Below are 21,006 nucleotides of genomic sequence, written 5' to 3' on the forward strand. Positions count from 1 at the left end.
ATCCCCGCATCCGAATCGGATACAGGGACGATCTCATCATTATATAGGGTTGTACGTGCCGTTGAGAATGAAGCTATTTAAGGGAAAAGTCTGCTTTTTTAAGGTTGGTCATTATACATGAGCCAGAATGTTAATCAGCCTGCCAAATGGATCGCGAACGTAGAAACGCCGAACGCCCCAAGGCTCATCAATCGGCCCATATTGTATTGGAAAACCAGCCTTCTTCATGCGTTCAAGCGCATCATCGACATCATCAACCTCAATCGACAGGTCAGGCGTAGGCGTGCCGCTGCCCCCCTGTGAAGCGAAGCTAATTTGAATGCTCATCTCCTCATCAGAGCCGTAGGTTCCAATCCAGCCATGATCCATCAATAGCTCAAGGCCGAGCACGTCCTGGTAAAAGGATTTAGCCGCGGTAATATCCTGCGTTTTTATATTGGCGACGATTCGCTTGACCTTCATTTTTCAAGCCTCCAATCATTAACTTTTTCATTTGATATAGTTAACATTCGGTATATAACAAATATTTCCTCTTCATATCTACTAATCCATCTCACTTTTTTTGTGCATCCGTCTGTATTGCAGCTTTTCAGACAGAAAAAAACCGCCGTTCGTCACGGCGGCCTGCAATCAAGTAACTCAGGCTTTCAAAGCTGCACTGGATTTGTATTCAATCCGACGACGATGCAAGATCGGCTCTGTATAGCCATTCGGCTGATGATATCCCTCAAATACGAGCTCACATGCGGCCTGAAAGGAAATCGACCGATCGAAATCCGCGGCCATCGGACGATAAACCGGATCGGCAGCATTTTGCCCATCAACAACAGCGGCCATCCGCTTCAGCGTTTCCTGAACCTGCTCCTTCGTACAAATACCATGGTGCAGCCAATTGGCGATGTGCTGGCTGGAAATACGCAGCGTAGCGCGATCTTCCATCAGACCTATATTGTTAATATCCGGTACCTTGGAGCAGCCGATTCCCTGTTCGACCCAGCGAACCACGTAGCCCAATATCCCCTGAGCGTTATTATCCAACTCCTGCTGAATCTGTTCAGCGCTCCATTGCGAGTTATTTTCCAGTGGAATGTGCAAAATATCGTCGCGCAAATCGCTGATCGATAGCTTGAGGTGATCCTGAACCTGCTGCACATCGACCTGATGGTAATGCAATGCATGAAGTGCAGCTGCTGTCGGTGAAGGAACCCATGCCGTATTGGCACCTGCTTGTGGATGCCCGATCTTTTGCTTTAGCATATCGCTCATCAAATCCGGCATCGCCCACATCCCTTTACCAATCTGGGCGCGACCCTGAAGACCGCAATCCAAACCGACATTGACGTTCGATTTCTCGTAGCTTTGCAGCCAACGGGAAGTTTTCATTTCGCTTTTACGGATCATGGGGCCAGCTTCCATGGAAGTATGCATCTCGTCACCTGTACGGTCAAGGAAACCGGTATTGATGAAGACGATTCTTTCCTTGACTTCACGAATGCAGTTTTTCAGATTCAATGAAGTGCGGCGTTCTTCGTCCATCACCCCTATCTTAAGCGTGTTCCGCTTCAAACCGAGCATATCCTCGACACGATCAAACAATTCATTGGCAAAAGCCGCTTCCGCCGAACCATGCATTTTGGGCTTCACGATATAGACGGATCCCTTCGCAGAATTCTGGTAAGGGCCGTTCCCTAGTAACGTATGCTTGGCAATCAAGCTGGTCATCACCGCATCCATAATGCCTTCGGGAATCTCCTGACCGTCTTGATCAAGAATGGCATTGATCGTCATCAAGTGTCCCACGTTCCGTACAAATAACAGGGAACGTCCACGCAGGCTGATCGTTTCTCCAGTTGGTGATATATAGCTCCGGTCCGGGTTCATCGACCGTGTCACCGTGCTGCTGCCTTTGGCAAAAACCGCCTGCAGATCGCCCTTCATCAGTCCCAGCCAGCTGCTGTATACAAGTACCTTATCCTCAGCATCGACCGCAGTTACCGAATCCTCACAGTCCATGATCGTGGTTAGCGCAGCTTCCATTACGATATCCTTCACGCCTGCGCCATCCGTCCGGCCAATGGCATGAGTACGATCAATCTGTATTTCAAAATGCAGTCCATTATTGCGAAGCAGCACTGCAGAAGGACTTGCTGATTGTCCTTGGTAGCCTGTAAATTGGGCAGCCTTGTGCAGTCCCGTTACAGTTCCATCCTTAAGCGATACCGATAATTGGCCATCTGCGACTGTGTAAGCAACCGCATCCTGATGGGAACCTTCGCTGAGCGGTGCTGACTGATCGAGAAAATTTTTGGCAAAGGCAATAACTTTATCTCCACGTACCGGATTATAGGCAGCCTGACGTTCAGCTCCACCCTCATCACTGATCGCATCTGTTCCATAAAGTGCATCATACAAGCTGCCCCAGCGAGCGTTCGCCGCATTCAGCGCATAACGGGCATTATTGACAGGCACAACCAGCTGAGGTCCGGCCTGTACGGCAATTTCATCATCGACATTTTCGGTTGTCACTTTGAAATCTGCTGCTATCGGCTCCAAATACCCGATTTCCTGCAAATAAGCCTTGTAGGCATCAAAATCAAAGTTGTTCTTATTATTGATGTGCCAAACATTCAACAGCTGCTGAATCTCATCCCGTCTGACCAAAAGAGCCTTGTTCTTGGGAGCCAATTCATGGACTAATGTATCCAGCTCAGACCAAAAAAACGCACCATCCACACCCGTCCCGGGAAGCGCTTGCGAATTGATAAAATCATAAAGTACTGTAGCAACCTGAAGCTTTCCAACTTGAGTATAGTCTGCCATTGTTATTCCTCCTAAGGGCTTATTTGTAGATAAGCGAGCATTAATAAGTTCATTATAATGAACTATGTTCACAAATATTATAAACTCATTGTAGCACCAAATCACTTCAATGGTCAATTTAAAAGTATCTGATTTAAAAGTATCTGATTCTCTTCAACCTACGGTACTCAACATTATGTTACAATCAGAGAACATGAATTTTTATGGTTGGGGGATTTGTATGGGTGAGTTACTTGCGATCGGCGCGCTGCTGCTCTTTTCTTTGAATGTGATTATTACTAAGGTCGCCAGCGGCAGACTTGATTTAAATACCGGCTTTTTGATTTCCATTTCGATGAATGTGCTGTTTGCCGGTCTGATTTTTCTTGGGCAGTGGATGTATAACGGCTATTCGATGGAGTTTCACGGATGGGGCTTTTTCATGTTCATGTTATCCGGATTATTTGCCTCCTACCTCGGCCGTTACCTGTACTTCGATTCGATCGCCAAATTGGGACCAGCCAAAGCCAGCACGTTTATGATCAGCAATCCGCTGTTCACCGTCATCATTTCCTGGCTGTTTCTGCATGAACAACTGCATGCTTTGGAGCTGGCCGCGATGTTCGTCGTAATGTTGGGGTTATTTATCGTAAGCTTTAAGCCTGCCCAAGCAGGACGGGCTGTTAAAGCAACAGCAGCAGGATCAGATAGTACTTCAGGAAACTCTAATCAACATGCAGGCCAATCTGCCAAAAAGCGTTGGAGCGGACTTATTCAGCCCGGTGTTTGGTTAGCCTTGATGGGCTCAATTTCGTACGCGCTGGGCAACATTACTAGAGGAACGGCCATTCACGATTGGAATGAGCCTGTATTGGGAGGTTTTGTGGGAGCCTTAACTGGGCTGTTGCTGCAGGTTCTGCTGAACAAAACAACAAGGACTTTTCTATCCGACCTTCGTGCCGCCGACAGAAAAGGTGTATGGTTATACGCTATAAGCGGGATATTGACGATAACGGCTCAGATCGGGCACATGGCGGCTATGCATTACATTCCGATTTCGGTCGCTACTTTGATCACCAACTCCCAGCCACTGCTGGTCATACCACTCAGTTATTTTCTGCTCAAAAACCAAGAGGGCATTAATCTGCGTACGATAGTGGGGAGCTTGCTCGTGCTGCTCGGGATTTCAGCGATTATTTTGAATTAAAGTGTGATACTACTATATTCTCTGGATATGTCAATAGTCGTCACCCAGGAAAATGCACAAAAAACCGCCTTTTAGCGGCTTTTATGTCTGTCATGTGTGAACTTCATCTATGAAATAAATTCCTGAACCCATTCACCATTGTAATAACCAACACCAATTTTGGTATACGTGTTGTTTAAGATATTGGCTCGATGTCCCGGACTGTTCATCCAGTCATTCATAACTTGCTCGGGGCTGGTTTGGCCCTTGGCGATATTTTCACCTGCAGTGTTGTAAGAGATCTGGAATTTATCCATCATCTGAAACGGCGATCCGTATGTTGGAGAATTATGATCGAAGTAATTATTGTTGTACATATCTTGTGCTTTGGCGAGAGCCATTTGAGACAGCTTGTCATCCATCATAAGTGCACCGAGCCCCGCATCTGTTCTTTGTTTGTTAACTAGCTGCAATACTTGCTGCTCATAAGGGCTTGATGTTGAGGTTTTATCTGCTGGATTTGCTCCAGGATTTGTGATTGGGTTCGTTCCCGGGTTTGTCGTTGGACTTGCTCCCGGGTTCGTTACCGGATTTGTTCCTGGGTTTGTCGTTGGGCTTGCTCCTGGGTTCATTATTGGGCTAGTCCCCGGATTTGTCGTTGGGCTAGTACCTGGATTCATCACTGGGTTCGTTCCCGGGTTTGTTGTTGGGCTTGTACCTGGATTCGTTATCGGGTTTGTTCCTGTTCCTGGTACTTGTCCGCCTGCAAGCCATTGGGGAAGTGTAAATGGGTCCTGTTTCACGGTAATCGTGGATTGTTGAGCTCCTGGTGTAGATACGGATGATGCCTGGGTAACAACAGATCCCTCTAATGTTTTCTGAGCAGCATTAGGTGCGGCCTGCTGCATACGTGTCATATTGTCATTCTTCGTGCAGCCTGCTGCCAGTAAAATAGTGGCTATCATGAATAAAGTTTTCATCCTAGTACCCTCCAAATGTTTTTGTTATTGTGGTAACGGTGACAGCATGCAAGTCATTCGTTACCCGCTTAACATACCCATTGGAACGTCGCATTAATGCTGGTAAATCCTAATCAATCACAACCAAGTCAAGCCGCTCTAGATATCATTTAAATTTAACGGTTCGTCTTCTTTTCCTTCATTAAGATCATCCTTCATTAAATTGATGGAAGTTGTGCTCTTTGCATTTTCCAAGGTGTCATTCACAAAAGCCATATCCTGATTTTCCGCTTGGGTATTCGTAGTGCCTACGTAGTTATTTTTATGCTTCTTATTTTCCATTTTCAAATTCTCCTTATAAAGTGATTGTAAGTCTTAATGATAGGATGCCCAATTTATCGACCAGCATTAAAAAAAGCACAACCTTTATGGCTGTGCTGGTATAAACAAGGAAATTATCTTCTTCGTGTGTATCAGAATTGTATCAGAATGCCCAGTTCCCCTTATGAAATACAGGCTCTCTATTGCCTTCAGCAGTTACACCGTAAATGTCCATCTCCGCGGAACCGATCATAAAGTCCACGTGGGTAATACTCGTGTTAAGTCCTTGAGCTTTCAGCTCATCCTGCGACATCTTTTTGCCGTCTTGGAGACAAAAAGCATAAGCGCTGCCAATGGCCAAGTGATTCGAGGCATTTTCGTCAAAAAGTGTATTGTAATAAAGGATATTTGACTCCGAGATGGGAGAAGCATGAGGAACCAGCGCAACCTCGCCCAAATAATGCGATCCTTCATCCATATTAATCAAGTCCTTCAATGTGGCTTCACCCTGAGCAGCGGTACAATCGATAATGCGCCCATTCTCAAAAGTAAGTGTAAACCCGTCAATGAGTTGACCGCCATAGCTCAATGGCTTTGTGCTGGACACCTTGCCATTAACTCCGCCAGCGAAAGGTGCAGTAAACACTTCCTCCGTTGGCATGTTGGCGACAAATGCATTCCCGCGCTCATCGATGCTGTCAGCAGCAACCCAGATATGACCCTCTGGCAGTTCAATGGTCAGATCCGTTCCGGGGGCCAGATAGTGCAGTTTTTTGTATTTCTTGGCATTGAGATAGTCTGATTTCTGGTTCAATCTACTCACATGCTCTTCCCACGCCTTAACGGGGTTCTCCTGATCAACGCGTACGGTTTTGAAAATCGCTTCCCATAGCTTAGCTACCTGCTCTTCCTCTGGCAGCCCAGGAAATACCTTAGCCGCCCAGTTTTTCGATGGAGCCGCAACTACACACCAGCTGAATTTATCTGATTGCAGGTACTGCCGATACTTCGCCATCGCTTTACCGTATGTTTTTTGATGATTGACAATTCGTTCCTGGGACACACCTTTGAGCAGGTCAGGGTCCGACGATACGACACTGATCACCGCGGCACCTTTCTCAACAAGCTCCAGCATTTCTCCGGCGTACCATTTGGGTTCTTCCAAAAACGATTCATCTGCCGCCAATTCGTATCGTAGACGGGATACCGTATCGTCGGTCCAATTGACCTTGACCATAAAGGCCCCTGCTTCATAAGCGTTTTTCGCGATAATTCGAATCAACTCGGCCGCCTCAATCGTACCGTTGATAACGAGCGTTTGTCCCTTTTGAATGTTAACACCAATCTTGACGACAAGCTCGGCATAGCTGCTTAACTGTTGTTGGAATTCCAGCATTGTGTATCCCTCCTATGTATTCATGGTTTCTCTCACCATTTTAATGTAAAAAAACAGAAAAGCAAAAGCTCCGTTCTTTTTAGCAAAAAAGACACCTCCATTGTAATAAATGAATGTGTCTTAAATTTAGTTCATTGGGCTTCCTCGTCCGCCGTGGGACCGTAGATACCCGGCACAGGAATATCGAGAAGCCGCAAGTATACCCCAAGCTGCGCCCGATGGTGGATCATGTGGCTTAACCCGAAGGTGCGGAACGCCATCGCCCGCGGCTCGCGGAGGATGATATGGTCGCCGTGGCGCAGCGTCCATTCCTCACCGAGCGTTTTCTCGTCGCATTCGGCGAGCAGCTTTTCAAACTTGCCAACGTTCGCGTCGAACTCCTCCAGAACCTCAGCGCGTTTTTCCAAAGGCTCCCGCCTTTGCGGCACAGTCGAAAGATCGAACTCCGTGTACTGAAAAATCGCGATTTGCCAGTTCAGCAGGTTGATCAGATGCGTGGCCAGCCCGCCAAGCGTCATCGATTTCTCGTGCGGCTTCCACGACATATGCTCCTCGGGCAAGCGTTCCAGAATGCGGCGCGTAGTAGCCAGTTCATGCGTTGCGTCGCCGACGATCAGTTGTTTGACCATAAATTACCATCCTTTTTTGTAGTTTATCATACTATAAATTCCAGTCGAGAGGAAAGCTCTCAGGTTAACCGACTATGATATTACGCTATCCTGCCCGAGAGCTGAATAACAGCATGCCTTCTCATTCCAGCATAACCCATTTTTTCCTTCTATACAATTCGGTTGGAGATGGACTATGTTCTTGACATTCCAATTCTAGCAAAGCTATTGCTTTTTTATAGTGTTTGATTCTGACATTTCCTTAAAATACACTGAACGACACTATTCATTCGATGGTCGAGCAAAGAACCGTACGGGTATAACGCCGGCTGATTCAACGTCGCTAAAAAGGACGATGGTCGCTCGTAACTAATTATGGCCCCAGCTGGATTACCGTTATCATAAAGACAAACCCGGAACGGCACAAACAAACTGGCTCTTATATCAATCGTGAGGATCGGTTCGGCGACGACTCCATTACCGACGATATACAAAACGCATTTTTTTATGCCGTTATGAAGCGAAACCAGCCGGCCTTGATCGATTTTGGAGAAGATCATTAACCCGTGGGGGCCAGCCATTTGATCGAATGCTTGCTGTACCTTATCCCAGGAAGCATGCTCTTTAACGAGCGCGGTTTCGGCGTCCCTATCCCAATACCCCATTTCCCGCTCGAACGCAGTCACAAGCGCCTCATAGCTCAACCCCGTAGGTATATCTTCGCGGACGGTCGTAAGCCACGAAACCATTTTGTAAGGAATAAAAGGGCCGTTTGCCATTATGTCGGAATCCTCCCCTGTTAATCATTTCTTACCAACATTGTATTCCTTTGCATTATCTGCAAGAACGATGTAGGGGCAAGAGGCAACCGCCTTTATTTTGTGATCGGATTCTTTTCGTTTGCAGCCAATGCGGCTTAATTTTGCGGGAATATGCCAACGAACCGGGTAAGTTAAAGTAGAACTTGAGCTGAAAGTACCTCGTACGAAAACGATTCAACTAACAGAGAAAACGTGTAGCAGAAAGCGGTGGAACAGATGAATAAGCGGCAACGATTAAAATAGATTCCTTCCATCTGGATTATTGCTGAAAAAAAGCACTCCAGCGGTTCGTATTACAGCTTGTACGCGATAAATTGGAAGCGTGGTGGACGATTAAGCTGGGAGGGCTGGGAGCGCCTTGAGGATTTGCTGCAATTTCATATTCCCTTAAAGCGAAAAGCCGGAGCTCGGAAATCCTCATCTCAGCCTTGCGCCAAGGTTGCAAAAAAGGCACGGTTTCTTCATTTGAATGAAACGCAGCATGTTGAGCTGGAGCAGCTGTTTTATCAACCATTTTCCAAAAAACGCTGGAGATCTTTTATGATCACATATGAGCGCAATACGTAGGTAGTGAGCCTAAAGTTGTTGTTACGACGAATACCCTAAGCAACAAAATTCGTGTAAAATAAAATTATCCTTTTGAAAGTGAGCTGAAAACTGATGATGTCGTCACCACTATTTGAAAATGATGTACCTGTAGCTATTCTCCCTTAACGGTAGAAAAACTACATCTCCGTTAAGGACAGGAATTGTCTAGAACAACGGAGGTACAAAATGAAAAACACTTTATTAGGTTCTTTGTATTTATCACTCGCTGCAAGTATTTGGGGCGGGATGTATGTTGTGGTAAAACATGTGGTAGACTTTGTGCCACCACTTGAATTAGTATGGATTCGCTATGTAATTGCGATTTTTGCATTGCTAATTATTGGTGTTGTAACCAAACAATCATGGCGTATTGAAAAACGAGACTTTCTATTAATTTTCATGATTGGACTTATTGGAAATACAATTTCTATCATAACTCAAGAAGTGGGTACGATGCTTTCTACTGCACAAATGGGTGCTATTATTACTTCAACGACACCTGCATTCATAGTACTATTTGCGCGTATTATTTTAAAAGAAAAAATTACGTTTAAAAAAGCAATATCTATTATATTAGCAACAATCGGTGTCGCCACTATTGTCGGAAATGCCGATATTGATCCATCTCTTCAACTGGGTGGTGTATCACTGCTTATAGCAGCACTTACTTGGGCGCTTATGTCTGTTCTTATTAAACGGATACCCAGGCAATATTCACAAATTGTCGTAACGTTCTATACTACGGTTGTAGCAATTGTTTTACTTACACCTATTACAATTAGCCGATTACCTGAGCTTGATGTTCAAGCCATGATGGATCCATCTATTTGGGGCGGTCTTTTGTACTTGGGGATTGTTTCGACAGCATGTGCCTTTTTACTGTGGAATCGTGGACTGAGAATGGTTAACGCTTCAAGTGGCGGATTATTTTTCTTTTTCCAACCTATAGTCGGTACTTTTTTAGGGTGGTTATTATTAGGTGAACAAATTGGCTTGTCCTTTTGGATAGGTACTATTTTAATTTTTATTGGTGTACTATTAGTCATTCGAGAACAATGATCAAAACTTTGCTAATCAGGGTCTATTATAACGGTGAGTTGATGAAACTGTACAAAAGCAGTGTAGACGGTGAGGATTATGCCAAAACCTTTACCGGACATTTTGAGGATATTCCGTCAACGCCGAAGGTAACGAATTAGGTAACAAATCCTTTCCATGAGTGAAAATGACAAAGGAGCTGCCGCGGCAGCTCCTTTGTGCATACTTATTATCTGTTACCTCGCGGTCAGCAGAGGTTTTTGCTCTTTAAATTGCAGATCATACAATCGGTGATAATAGCCGCGCTGCGCCAATAATTGATAATGATTGCCGATTTCCCTTAGCTTGCCCTTATGCATAACGATAATTTGATCTGCATGCTGAATCGTGGACAACCGGTGGGCAACAATGACGGTCGTACGACCAGCGGATATATTATGCAGCGCATTCTGCACGACCAGCTCTGTCTCGGTATCGATATTGGAGGTTGCCTCATCCAGGATCAAAATTTGCGGTTTGAAGGCAATAGCCCGAGCGAATGATAACAGCTGCCGCTGTCCGAGCGATAGATTGATACCTCGTTCACCCAGTATCGTCTCATAGCCATTCGGCAAGGTTTGAATGTAATCATCCATATGAACCATCTTCGCTGCCTGGACAACCTGCTCTTGCGTAATGCTCGTATTGTTCAGACGAATATTCGATGAGATATCGCCAGTGAACAGGAATACATCCTGCTGCACAATACTGATACAGTGACGGAGCTCATCCAACGGAATGTCGCGTATGTCGATGCCGTCCAGACGAATGCTGCCCTTTTGAATATCGTAGAAGCGATTGATAAGCTGGATAATCGAGCTTTTGCCAGCACCTGTTGCACCTACGAAGGCAATTGTTTGTCCAGGATGGATCGTGAAACTGACATCCTTCAATACCCAATCCTCATTATTGTAAGCAAACCACACATGTTCGAACGTAATTTCACCGCGAACCGCTGCAGGCAGACTGGTTGTCTGCACAGCATCGACGATGGATGGTTTCTCATCCAGCATCTCAAATATCCGCTCCGCACCTACCATAGCGGTCTGGATTTGGTTATATTTCTCGGCAAGGCTTAACAAGGGTTGAAAGAACTGTCGAACATAGTGCGTGAACGCATACACGATACCAAACGTTATACTGCCGTCAATCACACTGCCGCCTCCATACCAGAGAAGCAAGGCGATCGATAAATTCCCCATAAACCCAATGGTCGGCTGAAATATCGAGTTAATTACCGTTCCGCGCATTCCTGCACGATAGTAATCGTTATTATGTTTATCGAATTGTTCACCCTGCCGTTCCTCACGGATGAACAGTTGGGTTATACGAATACCGGACAGGTTCTCAGCTAAAAATGAATTCAGTCTGGACAAAATAACCCGGCTTGTTCGCTGCGCTTCCCGCATCATTCGGCGGAACCAGAAGGTCATTACAGCCAGCACCGGAATGACCGCAAAGGAAAGCAGCGCCAGCTTCATACTCATTTGCATCATGATCAGGACAATGCCCAGCAGAGTAATAACATCTTTAATCAGATTGACGATAACCTGAGAGTACAGCTGGTTTAACGCCTCTGTATCCTGAGTGACCCTGACTACAAGCCGACCCACCGGATTTCTGTCAAAATAGGACATCGACATCCGGCTCAGATGCTTGAACAGCATGTCGCGGATATTAAAAATAATTCGCTGGCCCGTATACTGCAGCAGGTTGCTTTGCAAATAGCTGAGCAGGGCAGCAGCGGTTACCGTGAGTAAAAACAAAACTCCAATTTTGGCAAAGCCAATATAATCCTGCTTACGAAACAAGCCCATCGTAGTTTCATCTAGCGGTACAGCTTTGTAGATCTGATTTTCAGCAGAAATTCTTACCTTACCGGTCCCATCATCAGGCAGCAGTTTGACTTCACTCTCCTGAGTGGTTTTCCAGCCCTCTATCATATAATCCTTGTTGTCCACACTTACAATCTGAGCCTTCACTGCGCCCTGAGGAAATTTTCCCGCTTCGACATCCGAAGGTTCAATTCTTACATAATCGCGTCCATTCCATGTCGTGACCGGATCGAATACCTGCAGCTGCTGTCCCTGCGTGCTTTCCATGGATAACATCGGCTTATTTAATCCATTAATATGTCCATCAATCGCTATTTTCATCAAGTAAGGTCTTGCCAAATCGGAAACGACGATCAAAAAGGCCAGCACGATACAGAATACAATCATTTTCCAATAAGGCTTGGCGTAAGACATCAGTCTGGAAAAGAGCTGGCTGTCCTTCATGTGCTTGAGATCTTGTTCTGTGTGGATATTCATAGGCTGGCCCCTTCCTGAAGCACGGCAGCTTGCAGCCGTTCCATATCCTGTCCATCCTGGCGCTCTGCTTCCTGGTCGAGCTGCTGCTTATGATGTAAATCCGCATATAACCCATTGCGACGAAGCAGCTGTTCATGAGTACCGCGTTCTATAATTTTCCCTTCGTCCATGACGACAATCTGATCGGCTCCCTGAACCGATGAAATTCGGTGCCCGATAATGATCGTTGTCCGTTTGTTCATCACCGATTTCAAGCCTTCCAGTATCAAATCCTCCGTGATCGTATCGACGGCCGACAAGCTGTCATCGAAGATGAGAATTGACGGTTTTTTAATAATCGCCCTGGCAATACTCACCCGTTGACGCTGTCCTCCCGATAATGAAACGCCTCGCTCCCCGAGAGTCGTTTCGAACTGATCCGGAAATTCCACAATATTCTCATACACCTGAGCCACCTTGGATGCTTCCACAACCTGCTCGTCCGTATATGGATTCGGGTCAAAACCAATATTATCGCGAATGGTTGAGGAGAACAGAAATTGATCCTGCGGTACGATTCCGATCTGTCCGCGAAGCGTGGTTAACGGGATTTCGTGAATATCATGACCATCTATGAATAAGGTTCCCACTGGTGGATTATGCAATCTGACCAATAAATTGGTTAGTGTGCTTTTACCACTGCCCACCCGACCTACGATAGCGAGGCTGCTGCCCTTTGGCACCTTCAAGGATATATTTTTCAGCATGGGCCGATCCTCTTCCTCGGGATAAGCAAAGGTCAAATCACGAAACTCAATTTCGCCCTCGATATGCTGGATATCCTGATTAGCGACCATATCATCAATAACCTGCGGCTGTGTATTAAAAATCTCCATGATGCGTACTTCCGACGCTTTTCCGCGCTGCATCAGGTTCACGACCTTGCCCAAATTCTCAATCGGACCCATCAACAGAGAAAGATAGGTGTTAAAAGCAACGAATTGACCGAGTGTTATTACATGATTGAGCACCATCACTCCACCCATGACGACCGATACCAAAAAGCTGAATCCGACAATGCCCGTACTTAAGGAGCCAAATAATGAGTTGGTCCTAACAAAAATCCGGTTCATTTTGACAGCGTGTTCATTGTCTTTTTCGAACAGCTTCTGCTCCTCTTTTTCTTGGACATAAGCCTTTACGACCCGAATACCCGCCGTAAACTCCTGGACGCGGCTCGTTAAATCGGAGATCGCACTTTGCATGTCAGCCGATTGCTTTTGAATGCGGCCATTAAAGCGATAAGCCAGAATACTAAGCAGCGGCAAGGGAAGCATGGTTACCAGTGTCAGCCAAGGATTGACTGTCGTTACCATCGCAACAACCGAGACGGCAATCAGCAGAATGGCTTCCATAATATTAAAGTATCCTTGCATCGTTACCTCGCGAATAACGCCGACATCACTGATCGCATGTGACATCAGATCACCGATCCGCTGATTATTGAAATACTGGGCCGACAGCTTTTCCCAATGCTTGAACAAATCGCCGCGAACACGTGTCTCCAGCATTCTCGATAAACGAAATAGATAAATACGGCTGGTGGAGCGAAAGAAGGCAATCCCAAGTCCAATCACGACCATCCAGACAGCAAATTGAATCGTTTCCTGAACATTCAGAAGCGAGCTCTGCAGCTTATCGGTAAATTGCCCCAAAAGCACAGGTATCAATAATTGCAGTAAACTTGAAATGGACAATAATGCAAATCCGATCAGGTAGGACCATCGATAATTCTTAATATGATTCCAAAAAATTGTTGTTCTCTCCATCTGTATCCCCCCGCGTGTTCCCACTATTATCAGCTACTTTAACCGATCCATTAATTAACTATAGTAAGATTACCGCGATTAATATAAAGTTACCATGGATTTATTGATCTCATATTATGGACTATCTAACTTTTACAAAATGCCAAATATTTATTTTGGAAACGCCGCCTTGAATCCAAGTATCCAAGCAGTGCCATTCAATCGTGCGATAACGAACTGTAGCCTCATTCTCCATATCTGCCGATTGATTCGTGCCACTCTTTCTCATCTGCTTCATATGTAAGAACGTTTCACGTGTCCAGCCACTCCAAACCTCAATAAACAAGCCAGGCTGATCTACGCCTTCGAGCAGTTCCAGCTCTGGGCACTTGTCACTGACAATTTGAATCCACTGTGAATAAACTGACCTGTGTTGGGGTAATATTTGATATTCAACAAAAACTTTGGACATTTTTTCACCTACCAAGCTTTATTTTAAATTAAAAAATGATACACTAAAATGAAACCATTGCTTACGAAGTCAGTTTTGCATACGCAAAACTCTTAGGAGGAAACCCCATGGATAGTGGAACACATCTAGTAATTGGATTCGGGTTGGCCGGACTGGCTTATATTGATCCTGTTGTAGCGGCAAATCCTGTGCTTTCCACAGCCATACTCATCGGGACTGTTGTCGGGTCGCAAGCACCCGATATGGACACGCTCTTGCGTTTCAAGAGCAATGCCGCTTATATCAAAAATCACCGCGGACGCTCACACTCCATCCCTGCTGTGCTCATTTGGACGGCTCTGATTACGCTCGTATTAATGCTTTTGTTCGACGGCTTGCCTTTGGCTCATGTTGCCCTGTGGGTATTCATCGCGGTCGCCTTCCATGTGTTTACAGATTTATTCAATACATATGGAACTCAGGCATTCAGGCCATTTACGGAAAAGTGGATTGCCTGGAACATTATCCATATTTTTGATCCGTTTATTTTCGTCTCTCATATCGTAGCGATTTTATTATGGGCTGTCCATCTGGCTGCACCTGAGATTATTTTCCCTATTTTATATGCATGCCTGGCAGTGTATTATATATGGAGATCATGGTGGCATCATCAGTTGGAATCCAATCTGTATCACAAGGACCCCGATTATCATCCTGGTGATCGGTATATCTTGATTCCAACCTTTAACCTGAACTTTTGGCAAATTGTCAAAACAAAGAGTGATGGACGTTTTGCACTTGGTGAATACAAAAACAACCAGATCAAATGGATTGATGAAGTGTCCTGCACCTCCCACCCTGCTGTTGAGGCATCCAGGCAGCACAGTGACATTGCCGCATTCCTGTACTTCACTTCGTTCGCCTGCTCGGATTTACGCAGTCATGACTGGGGCTATGAGGTACGATGGGCCGATGTGCGCTATCGTCACCGCAAACAGTACCCTTTCGTCGCTGTATTGCTGCTGGATAATGAATTGAACCCGATTGATTCTTATGTAGGCTGGGTCAATGACACACGTCTGGAGAAAAAGCTGAGGGTCAACACCTGATAGCTGATTTACAGCAATCATTGTCACCTGGACATGATGACTTCCGGGCTGCTGCGGCAGCCCTTTCGTTATGATGATGGCCGATCTCAATTGGCTTATGAAACGATTAAAAAGCCCAAGGATACAAGATCCCTGAGCTTCTATTGAAATTCGATGCCCTATGAGCGAGATTGTCCGCCTGCCAAAGATTGCTCTGCAATTTGTACCAGACGACGAGTAATATGGCCACCAATTGCGCCTGTATCACGAGTTGCCATGTAACCGTAATAGCCATCCTGAGGAATTTGGATACCCAATTCTTGGGCAACCTCATACTTTAGTTGCTCTAGTGCAGAAGATGCCTGCGGTACCACCAATACATTACTGTTACGGGATTGTCCTTGTGCCATGATAATCAGCACTCCTCTCAAATCTGAATGAATAGCTTTGATGTATTTGCAAGCTTGCAAACTTATTATGTGACATCTGATAAAAAGTATACGCACCTGCTGAAAAATGTTTTTTAGATTTTCAAATATTCGTAAAAGAGGCGGAATTCCAACAATGAACAAAGGTTTGGCACTCGTTTTTGCCGTCATCGGCACCCTGCTACTAACCGCAATCAGCTACGCCATGAGTATAGGTAACGGCTGGCTTGTGGGGCTGTTCTCGATTCTCTCGATCGGCTTTATCGGCTTCGGCTTTGTTGTGAAAGCCAAATTAAGAAAACGCAATGGCGGCTGAGGATTCAGCACCATTGCGTTTTTTTTGAGCTTGCTATGAATAATTCATTTGTACAATTTTTTAAAGTACAAGAAAACCCATTCTCTCTTTGGCGATCCGCAAGTTTTTCTCAGCCTGCTCTGCGGCTCTCTCTGCTCCTTGCCGCAGGATGTCATACAGCTCGCCGGATTCACGAATCTCACGGTAACGCTGCTGCAGAGGCTCCAACAAAGCAACTACACGCTCAGCCAGCTCCTTTTTGAATGGACCATAGCCTTGGCCCTCGTACAATGCTTCAATCTCAGCAATACTCAGATCTGAGCAATTCGCATAGATACTAATTAAATTACTGACCTCTGGCTTCGCCTGTGGATCAAATTTCACTTCACGGCCGGAGTCGGTAACCGCACGGCTTATTTTTTTGCGTATTACATCAGGCGAATCCAACAACGTAATAAAGCTGCCCGCATTTGTACTGCTTTTACTCATCTTTTTGGAAGCATCGTCCAATGACATGATACGTGCCCCAACCTGCGGAATATACGGCTCAGGAATCGTGAAGGTGTCGCCATACCGCTGATTAAAGCGCTGAGCCAGATCACGCGTCAGCTCCAAATGCTGCTTTTGATCATCGCCGACAGGCACCAGATCCGCGTTGTACAGCAAGATATCAGCTGCCATCAACGAAGGATACGTAAACAAACCGGCTCCTACGGAATCCTTGCCTTCCGATTTGTCCTTGAACTGCGTCATCCGTTCCAACTCGCCCATATACGTTAAGGTCGTGAACAACCAGCCCAGCTCAGCGTGCTGTCTGACATGTGACTGCATGAATACCGTCGCCTTAGCCGGATCAATACCCGCCGCGATATAAAGTGCCGTTACCGATTCACTTTGCTCTTTTAAGGCTGCCGGTTCCTGAGGTACCGTAATCGCATGGAGATCCACTACCATAAAGTAACAATCGTGCGTGTGCTGCAAAGTCACATAATTTTTCAAAGCCCCGATATAATTACCCAATGTCAATTGACCGCTGGGCTGCATACCCGATAATACACGTTTCATTTGATTTCCCCCTCATTTGATCTTTCCATGCCACATTTGTTCCAGAAACGCAAAAAAGCCCCATTGTCAGGGACGGATAACCGTGGTGCCACCCTATTTCGCTGATAACCGACCCATAGGTCGCGTACGTCATCAAGCCTTTATCTTCTGTAACGGGAAGTGCCCGGACCAGCATTGGACTCCGAATGGCACACCCGCATCACACAGGTCATCCTCCGAGTCGTTCAGCCGTCAGCTCAAGGATCCATTCAACGCAAGCTGTCTACCGGTTCACAGCATCCACCGGCTTTCTGAAAGACATCACTGTCGTTTACTTGTTCCTGTCAATGCCTGTACCCTCATTTGCTAACCATCAGGTATGCTTTGAAATGAGACAACATACTTTTGTACAGTATAAGATTTCAATATAGGATTGTCAACAAGCCAACTATTTACGTAATATGAAGATTTTTTTGTGCGCGGCATGTCCTATATACTCAATTTGCTTCATAAGTTATAATAATAATTACGATTTAGAAAGGGAGATATGTCCATTGCAAACGCCATTACTTCGATGGAGCACGAATGTGCTCACGCTCATTTGCCTGGTTATGCTGTTTCTCATTTTCACACAAAAACAAACGCCAGATCTCTCCTTCCTGGACAGCACAACCGTGCAAAGCTTTAAAACGATATTTTTAAGTATTATTCTGGAGGCCTTTCCGTTTGTTCTGCTGGGGGTGCTCGTTTCCGGATTGCTCCAAATGTTTGTCACCGAGCAGACGATTCGCCGCTTAATTCCCAAAAATCCGGTGCTTGGAATTTTGTTCGCCTGCCTGGTCGGTATTATTTTTCCATTATGTGAGTGCGGTATGATTCCGGTTATTCGGCGTTTAATGAGAAAAGGTATGCCTGTCTATGTAGCCATCGTCTTTATACTGGTGGGTCCGATTATTAATCCGGTCGTCTATGCTTCAACCTATATGGCCTTTCGCAGCCGCCCGGAAATCGCATATTCCCGGATGGCACTGGCCTTTATTGTAGCGCTCGTTATCGGCTTGATCATTTACAAGTTTTTCAAAAGCAATCCGCTGCGCGACCTGACCTATCTAAGGACTTCAACTGGTGTGCATCAGCATGATCACCATGAGCATCATACTGTACATAAGCACGATCACCAGCACAGCCATCAACACGATGATCATAAGCATGAACATCATAACCATGGACCAGGCAGTCATGAGAATAAGCACGATCACAGTCATAACCATAACCATGACCATGACCACGCTCACCCCGTTCCAACTACGATTGTCGGTCGTATTTTTGGTGTATTGGGTCATGCATCCGATGAGTTTTTCGATATGGGTAAATACTTGTTATTCGGTGCCATCATTACGGCCGTTATTCAGACACTCGTGAACAGGGACAGCCTTGTTTCCATAGGTCAAGGAGAATTTACTTCCCATCTGTTCATGATGGCGCTTGGTTTCGTACTCTCACTATGCTCCACATCCGATGCCTTTGTCGCCTCATCGTTCACAACGACCTTTTCTACAGGCTCCTTATTAACGTTTCTCGTCTTTGGGCCTATGCTGGATATTAAAAGTCTGTTCATGCTGTTAGCTGCGTTCCGTACCCGTTTTGTATTGGCTTTATCTGCGCTGATTATCGTTGTTGTCCTTGTATGCTCGCTTATTTTCGAAAAAATCGTATTTGCTTAGGAGTGTGCTGACGTGAGTACAAAATGGTTAAGCCTGCATCATTTTATTAAAGCGTCGATTTTATTCGGGTTTGCGATGTATATCGCCTATCTGGTCAAAACCGACAATATTTTATATTATATCGCCCCCCGCATGGTCGACTATGTGAAGTGGTCAGCCGTCGGCTTCTATGCGATTGCTGTTTATCAAATTTACCAAGCGATTCGGGCCTTCACCGGCTCTGTCGCTGCATGCGATTGCGATCATGATCATACCCCGTCGCCCTCGGTATTAAAAAACACCTTAATCTACGGTTTGTTTTGCTTCCCGCTGCTGCTTGGCTTCCTGCTTCCTGACGCATCTATGGGCAGCAGTCTTGCAGCTAAAAAGGGGATGAACCTGAGCAGCGCGACAGCGGTCAAGAAAGATACAACGTCCACCCGGACTGTGCCACCTGCAGCTGCTCCGGCACCTGCTCCAAGAAGTACCACAGGAGCTGGTACTGGCAGTGGGACTAACGCTCCCAACACAACTGGTAATACAAGTGCCGCTGGCTCCGCAGCAACAACTCCTAAAGCGGGCACTGCACCGGTCGATAAGCAGGATGAAATGTTTCCATCCGATAAATTCACCAAACATTACGCTGCTTATGCCAAGGAGCTGTATCAGGAAAGTGTGATTCCTGTAAAAGAGGATTTGTATATGGAAACCTTGACTACCGTGGATCTGTATCTTGACAAATTTGTCGGCAAAAAGATGCAGCTCACTGGCTTCGTATATCGTCAGGATGATATGAAGCCCAGCCAATTCGTCGTTGGACGCTTTGCCATTCAGTGCTGCTCCGCTGATGCTGCTCCTTATGGTGTTCTCGTTGATTACGAGCGTGCCCAGCAATTTCCGAGCGATTCATGGGTAACCGTGACAGGTACGATTCAGCAAACCAAGTTCAATGATATGGATATTATGCTTTTGAAGGTCGAGAAAATTACCAAAGCAGAGCCTGCAAAGGCACAGTACGTGTATCCGAATTTTGATTTCGGGGTTTAAATACAAACTGCAAGCTTCCTTGTCCCCACCGTCGCACTTTATGCTACAATATAGCTGCAATAGGTCTCAATAAGGTGACCTCATCATCTAATAGCCATCACATTCATCCCAAATAAGGAGCTGATCCCATGATTAAGCAAATCGACTGGCAGGGTACACCTGCCCATGTACTGGAAAATGAGTTTCTGATCGTCTCCATCTGCCCTGGAATTGGCAACAATGTATACAGTATCTGGGACAAGAAGCTTCAGCGGGAAATGCTGCGCACCCCTGAGGGTCCTGCAGCCTTGTCCGAGCAGTTCGTGCAATTTGGAACACCGATTCTGATGCCACCTAACCGTATCGACAAAGGGCAGTTTACCTTTGAAGGCCGCAGCTACCAATTTGATATCACCCAGCCAGCTACCGGCAATCATATTCACGGACTGGTCCGCCAGCAGCCTTGGGTCGTAACGCAAGCAGGAGAAAAGGAAAACGGGCAATTGTTCATCACCTCTACTTTAAATCTGGCTGAGGATGAGCATGTGCAGCGCCAATACCCGCATGCCTTGGAGCTGGAAATTACTTATGTACTGGATGGCAGCAAGCTTACCCAAACGCTGAAGGCTGCGAATAAAGGAACGGATTCGGCTCCATTTGGCTACGGTTTACATACCTGGTTTCTACTCGATGGTAAACCGGAAAGCTGGAAGCTTCAGCTGCCTGTAGAAGGCATCTGGGAGCTGAATGAAGTGAATATCCCGGTTGGCCATATAGCCCCGCTCGGTCACTACGAAGCACTTATTGAGGGAGATTCACTGAAAGGCCACAATATGGATACCGTTTTTCAGATTGGCAGCAATCCGTGCACGGCTATTTTATCCAATGATCAGGTAGAGATTCGTTACAGCGGCTCTGATTTGTTCAAGCAGTGGGTGATTTTCACCAAAGGTGAAGCTCATGATTTTATATGTCTGGAGCCTTACACATGGGTCACCAATGCGCCCAATATCGATCAGCCTGCCGAAGTGACGGGTCTACAGGGAATCAAGCCCGGAGATACGCTGCAATTGGAAGTTACCCTGGAAATTAATCATCTCTAGAACAGCAACGATTC

Annotated in this window: 20 protein-coding genes and 1 other annotated feature; of the genes, 8 read left to right on the forward strand and 12 right to left on the reverse strand. The window is 45.9% G+C overall.

Annotated features, from left to right (window positions below):
- Window positions 1-111: 111 nt before the first annotated feature.
- Complete coding sequence (locus OB236_RS00220; RefSeq protein ID WP_262682021.1) at window positions 112-462, reverse strand: VOC family protein; 351 nt, start codon at window positions 460-462, stop codon at window positions 112-114.
- Window positions 463-639: 177 nt separating this feature from the next.
- Entirely contained in the window at window positions 640-2,820 is a 2,181-nt protein-coding gene (locus OB236_RS00225) for a malate synthase G (RefSeq protein WP_262682022.1), read from the reverse strand.
- A 220-nt stretch (window positions 2,821-3,040) separates the two neighbouring features.
- Here OB236_RS00225 and OB236_RS00230 point away from each other — a divergent pair, with 220 nt between their 5' ends.
- Window positions 3,041-4,006: a DMT family transporter gene (locus OB236_RS00230; protein WP_262682024.1), complete on the forward strand. Its 966-nt coding sequence runs from the start codon at window positions 3,041-3,043 to the stop codon at window positions 4,004-4,006.
- Between the two features lie 107 nt (window positions 4,007-4,113).
- Here OB236_RS00230 and OB236_RS00235 read toward each other — a convergent pair whose 3' ends face one another.
- The 5 genes from OB236_RS00235 to OB236_RS00255 all read right to left on the reverse strand — a co-directional run bounded on the left by OB236_RS00235 (window position 4,114) and on the right by OB236_RS00255 (window position 8,048).
- Complete coding sequence (locus OB236_RS00235; protein ID WP_262682025.1) at window positions 4,114-4,965, reverse strand: CAP domain-containing protein; 852 nt, start codon at window positions 4,963-4,965, stop codon at window positions 4,114-4,116.
- 138 nt (window positions 4,966-5,103) lie between these two features.
- A complete protein-coding gene (locus OB236_RS00240) occupies window positions 5,104-5,286 on the reverse strand; it encodes a hypothetical protein (RefSeq protein WP_076236551.1) in 183 nt (60 codons plus the stop codon).
- Window positions 5,287-5,428: 142 nt separating this feature from the next.
- Entirely contained in the window at window positions 5,429-6,661 is a 1,233-nt protein-coding gene (locus OB236_RS00245) for an aminopeptidase (RefSeq protein WP_262682026.1), read from the reverse strand.
- 131 nt (window positions 6,662-6,792) lie between these two features.
- The gene (locus OB236_RS00250; RefSeq protein WP_262682027.1) at window positions 6,793-7,290 is read right to left on the reverse strand and encodes a DinB family protein; all 498 of its coding nucleotides are present in this window, start codon (window positions 7,288-7,290) and stop codon (window positions 6,793-6,795) included.
- Between the two features lie 215 nt (window positions 7,291-7,505).
- Window positions 7,506-8,048, reverse strand: a complete 543-nt coding sequence (locus tag OB236_RS00255; RefSeq protein ID WP_262682028.1) for a DUF302 domain-containing protein — start codon at window positions 8,046-8,048, stop codon at window positions 7,506-7,508.
- Window positions 8,049-8,390: 342 nt separating this feature from the next.
- Here OB236_RS00255 and OB236_RS00260 point away from each other — a divergent pair, with 342 nt between their 5' ends.
- The gene (locus tag OB236_RS00260; RefSeq protein ID WP_262682030.1) at window positions 8,391-8,657 is read left to right on the forward strand and encodes a hypothetical protein; all 267 of its coding nucleotides are present in this window, start codon (window positions 8,391-8,393) and stop codon (window positions 8,655-8,657) included.
- A 207-nt stretch (window positions 8,658-8,864) separates the two neighbouring features.
- Window positions 8,865-9,737 (forward strand): DMT family transporter, encoded by an 873-nt coding sequence (locus OB236_RS00265; protein ID WP_262682031.1) that lies wholly within the window; start codon window positions 8,865-8,867, stop codon window positions 9,735-9,737.
- 215 nt (window positions 9,738-9,952) lie between these two features.
- On the opposite strand, the gene OB236_RS00270 is transcribed toward OB236_RS00265, so the two are convergent.
- From OB236_RS00270 to OB236_RS00280, 3 genes are all read right to left on the reverse strand, one after another.
- Entirely contained in the window at window positions 9,953-12,067 is a 2,115-nt protein-coding gene (locus tag OB236_RS00270) for an ABC transporter ATP-binding protein (protein WP_262682032.1), read from the reverse strand.
- Window positions 12,064-13,875 (reverse strand): ABC transporter ATP-binding protein, encoded by a 1,812-nt coding sequence (locus OB236_RS00275; RefSeq protein ID WP_076236564.1) that lies wholly within the window; start codon window positions 13,873-13,875, stop codon window positions 12,064-12,066. The genes OB236_RS00270 and OB236_RS00275 overlap by 4 nt, the downstream gene beginning before the upstream one ends.
- A gap of 121 nt (window positions 13,876-13,996) precedes the next feature.
- Window positions 13,997-14,326: a hypothetical protein gene (locus OB236_RS00280; protein ID WP_262682034.1), complete on the reverse strand. Its 330-nt coding sequence runs from the start codon at window positions 14,324-14,326 to the stop codon at window positions 13,997-13,999.
- Window positions 14,327-14,433: 107 nt separating this feature from the next.
- Between OB236_RS00280 and OB236_RS00285 the strand changes: the two genes are divergently transcribed.
- Window positions 14,434-15,414: a metal-dependent hydrolase gene (locus OB236_RS00285; protein WP_262682035.1), complete on the forward strand. Its 981-nt coding sequence runs from the start codon at window positions 14,434-14,436 to the stop codon at window positions 15,412-15,414.
- Window positions 15,415-15,572: 158 nt separating this feature from the next.
- Here OB236_RS00285 and OB236_RS00290 read toward each other — a convergent pair whose 3' ends face one another.
- A complete protein-coding gene (locus OB236_RS00290; protein WP_076236572.1) occupies window positions 15,573-15,803 on the reverse strand; it encodes an alpha/beta-type small acid-soluble spore protein in 231 nt (76 codons plus the stop codon).
- 154 nt (window positions 15,804-15,957) lie between these two features.
- Between OB236_RS00290 and OB236_RS00295 the strand changes: the two genes are divergently transcribed.
- Window positions 15,958-16,137 (forward strand): DUF5325 family protein, encoded by a 180-nt coding sequence (locus OB236_RS00295; RefSeq protein WP_076236574.1) that lies wholly within the window; start codon window positions 15,958-15,960, stop codon window positions 16,135-16,137.
- A gap of 60 nt (window positions 16,138-16,197) precedes the next feature.
- Here the strand turns inward: OB236_RS00295 and trpS are convergent, their stop codons facing one another.
- Window positions 16,198-17,181 (reverse strand): tryptophan--tRNA ligase, encoded by a 984-nt coding sequence (trpS, locus tag OB236_RS00300; RefSeq protein WP_262682038.1) that lies wholly within the window; start codon window positions 17,179-17,181, stop codon window positions 16,198-16,200.
- Window positions 17,182-17,246: 65 nt separating this feature from the next.
- Window positions 17,247-17,517, reverse strand: a binding site (T-box leader).
- A gap of 197 nt (window positions 17,518-17,714) precedes the next feature.
- Between trpS and OB236_RS00305 the strand changes: the two genes are divergently transcribed.
- The 3 genes from OB236_RS00305 to OB236_RS00315 all read left to right on the forward strand — a co-directional run bounded on the left by OB236_RS00305 (window position 17,715) and on the right by OB236_RS00315 (window position 20,992).
- Complete coding sequence (locus tag OB236_RS00305) at window positions 17,715-18,884, forward strand: permease (protein WP_262682039.1); 1,170 nt, start codon at window positions 17,715-17,717, stop codon at window positions 18,882-18,884.
- A 12-nt stretch (window positions 18,885-18,896) separates the two neighbouring features.
- Entirely contained in the window at window positions 18,897-19,910 is a 1,014-nt protein-coding gene (locus tag OB236_RS00310; protein ID WP_262682041.1) for a TIGR03943 family putative permease subunit, read from the forward strand.
- A gap of 128 nt (window positions 19,911-20,038) precedes the next feature.
- Window positions 20,039-20,992, forward strand: coding sequence for an aldose 1-epimerase (locus OB236_RS00315; RefSeq protein ID WP_262682042.1), 954 nt, complete (start codon window positions 20,039-20,041; stop codon window positions 20,990-20,992).
- Window positions 20,993-21,006: the final 14 nt, after the last annotated feature.

The organism is Paenibacillus baimaensis (assembly GCF_025567575.1).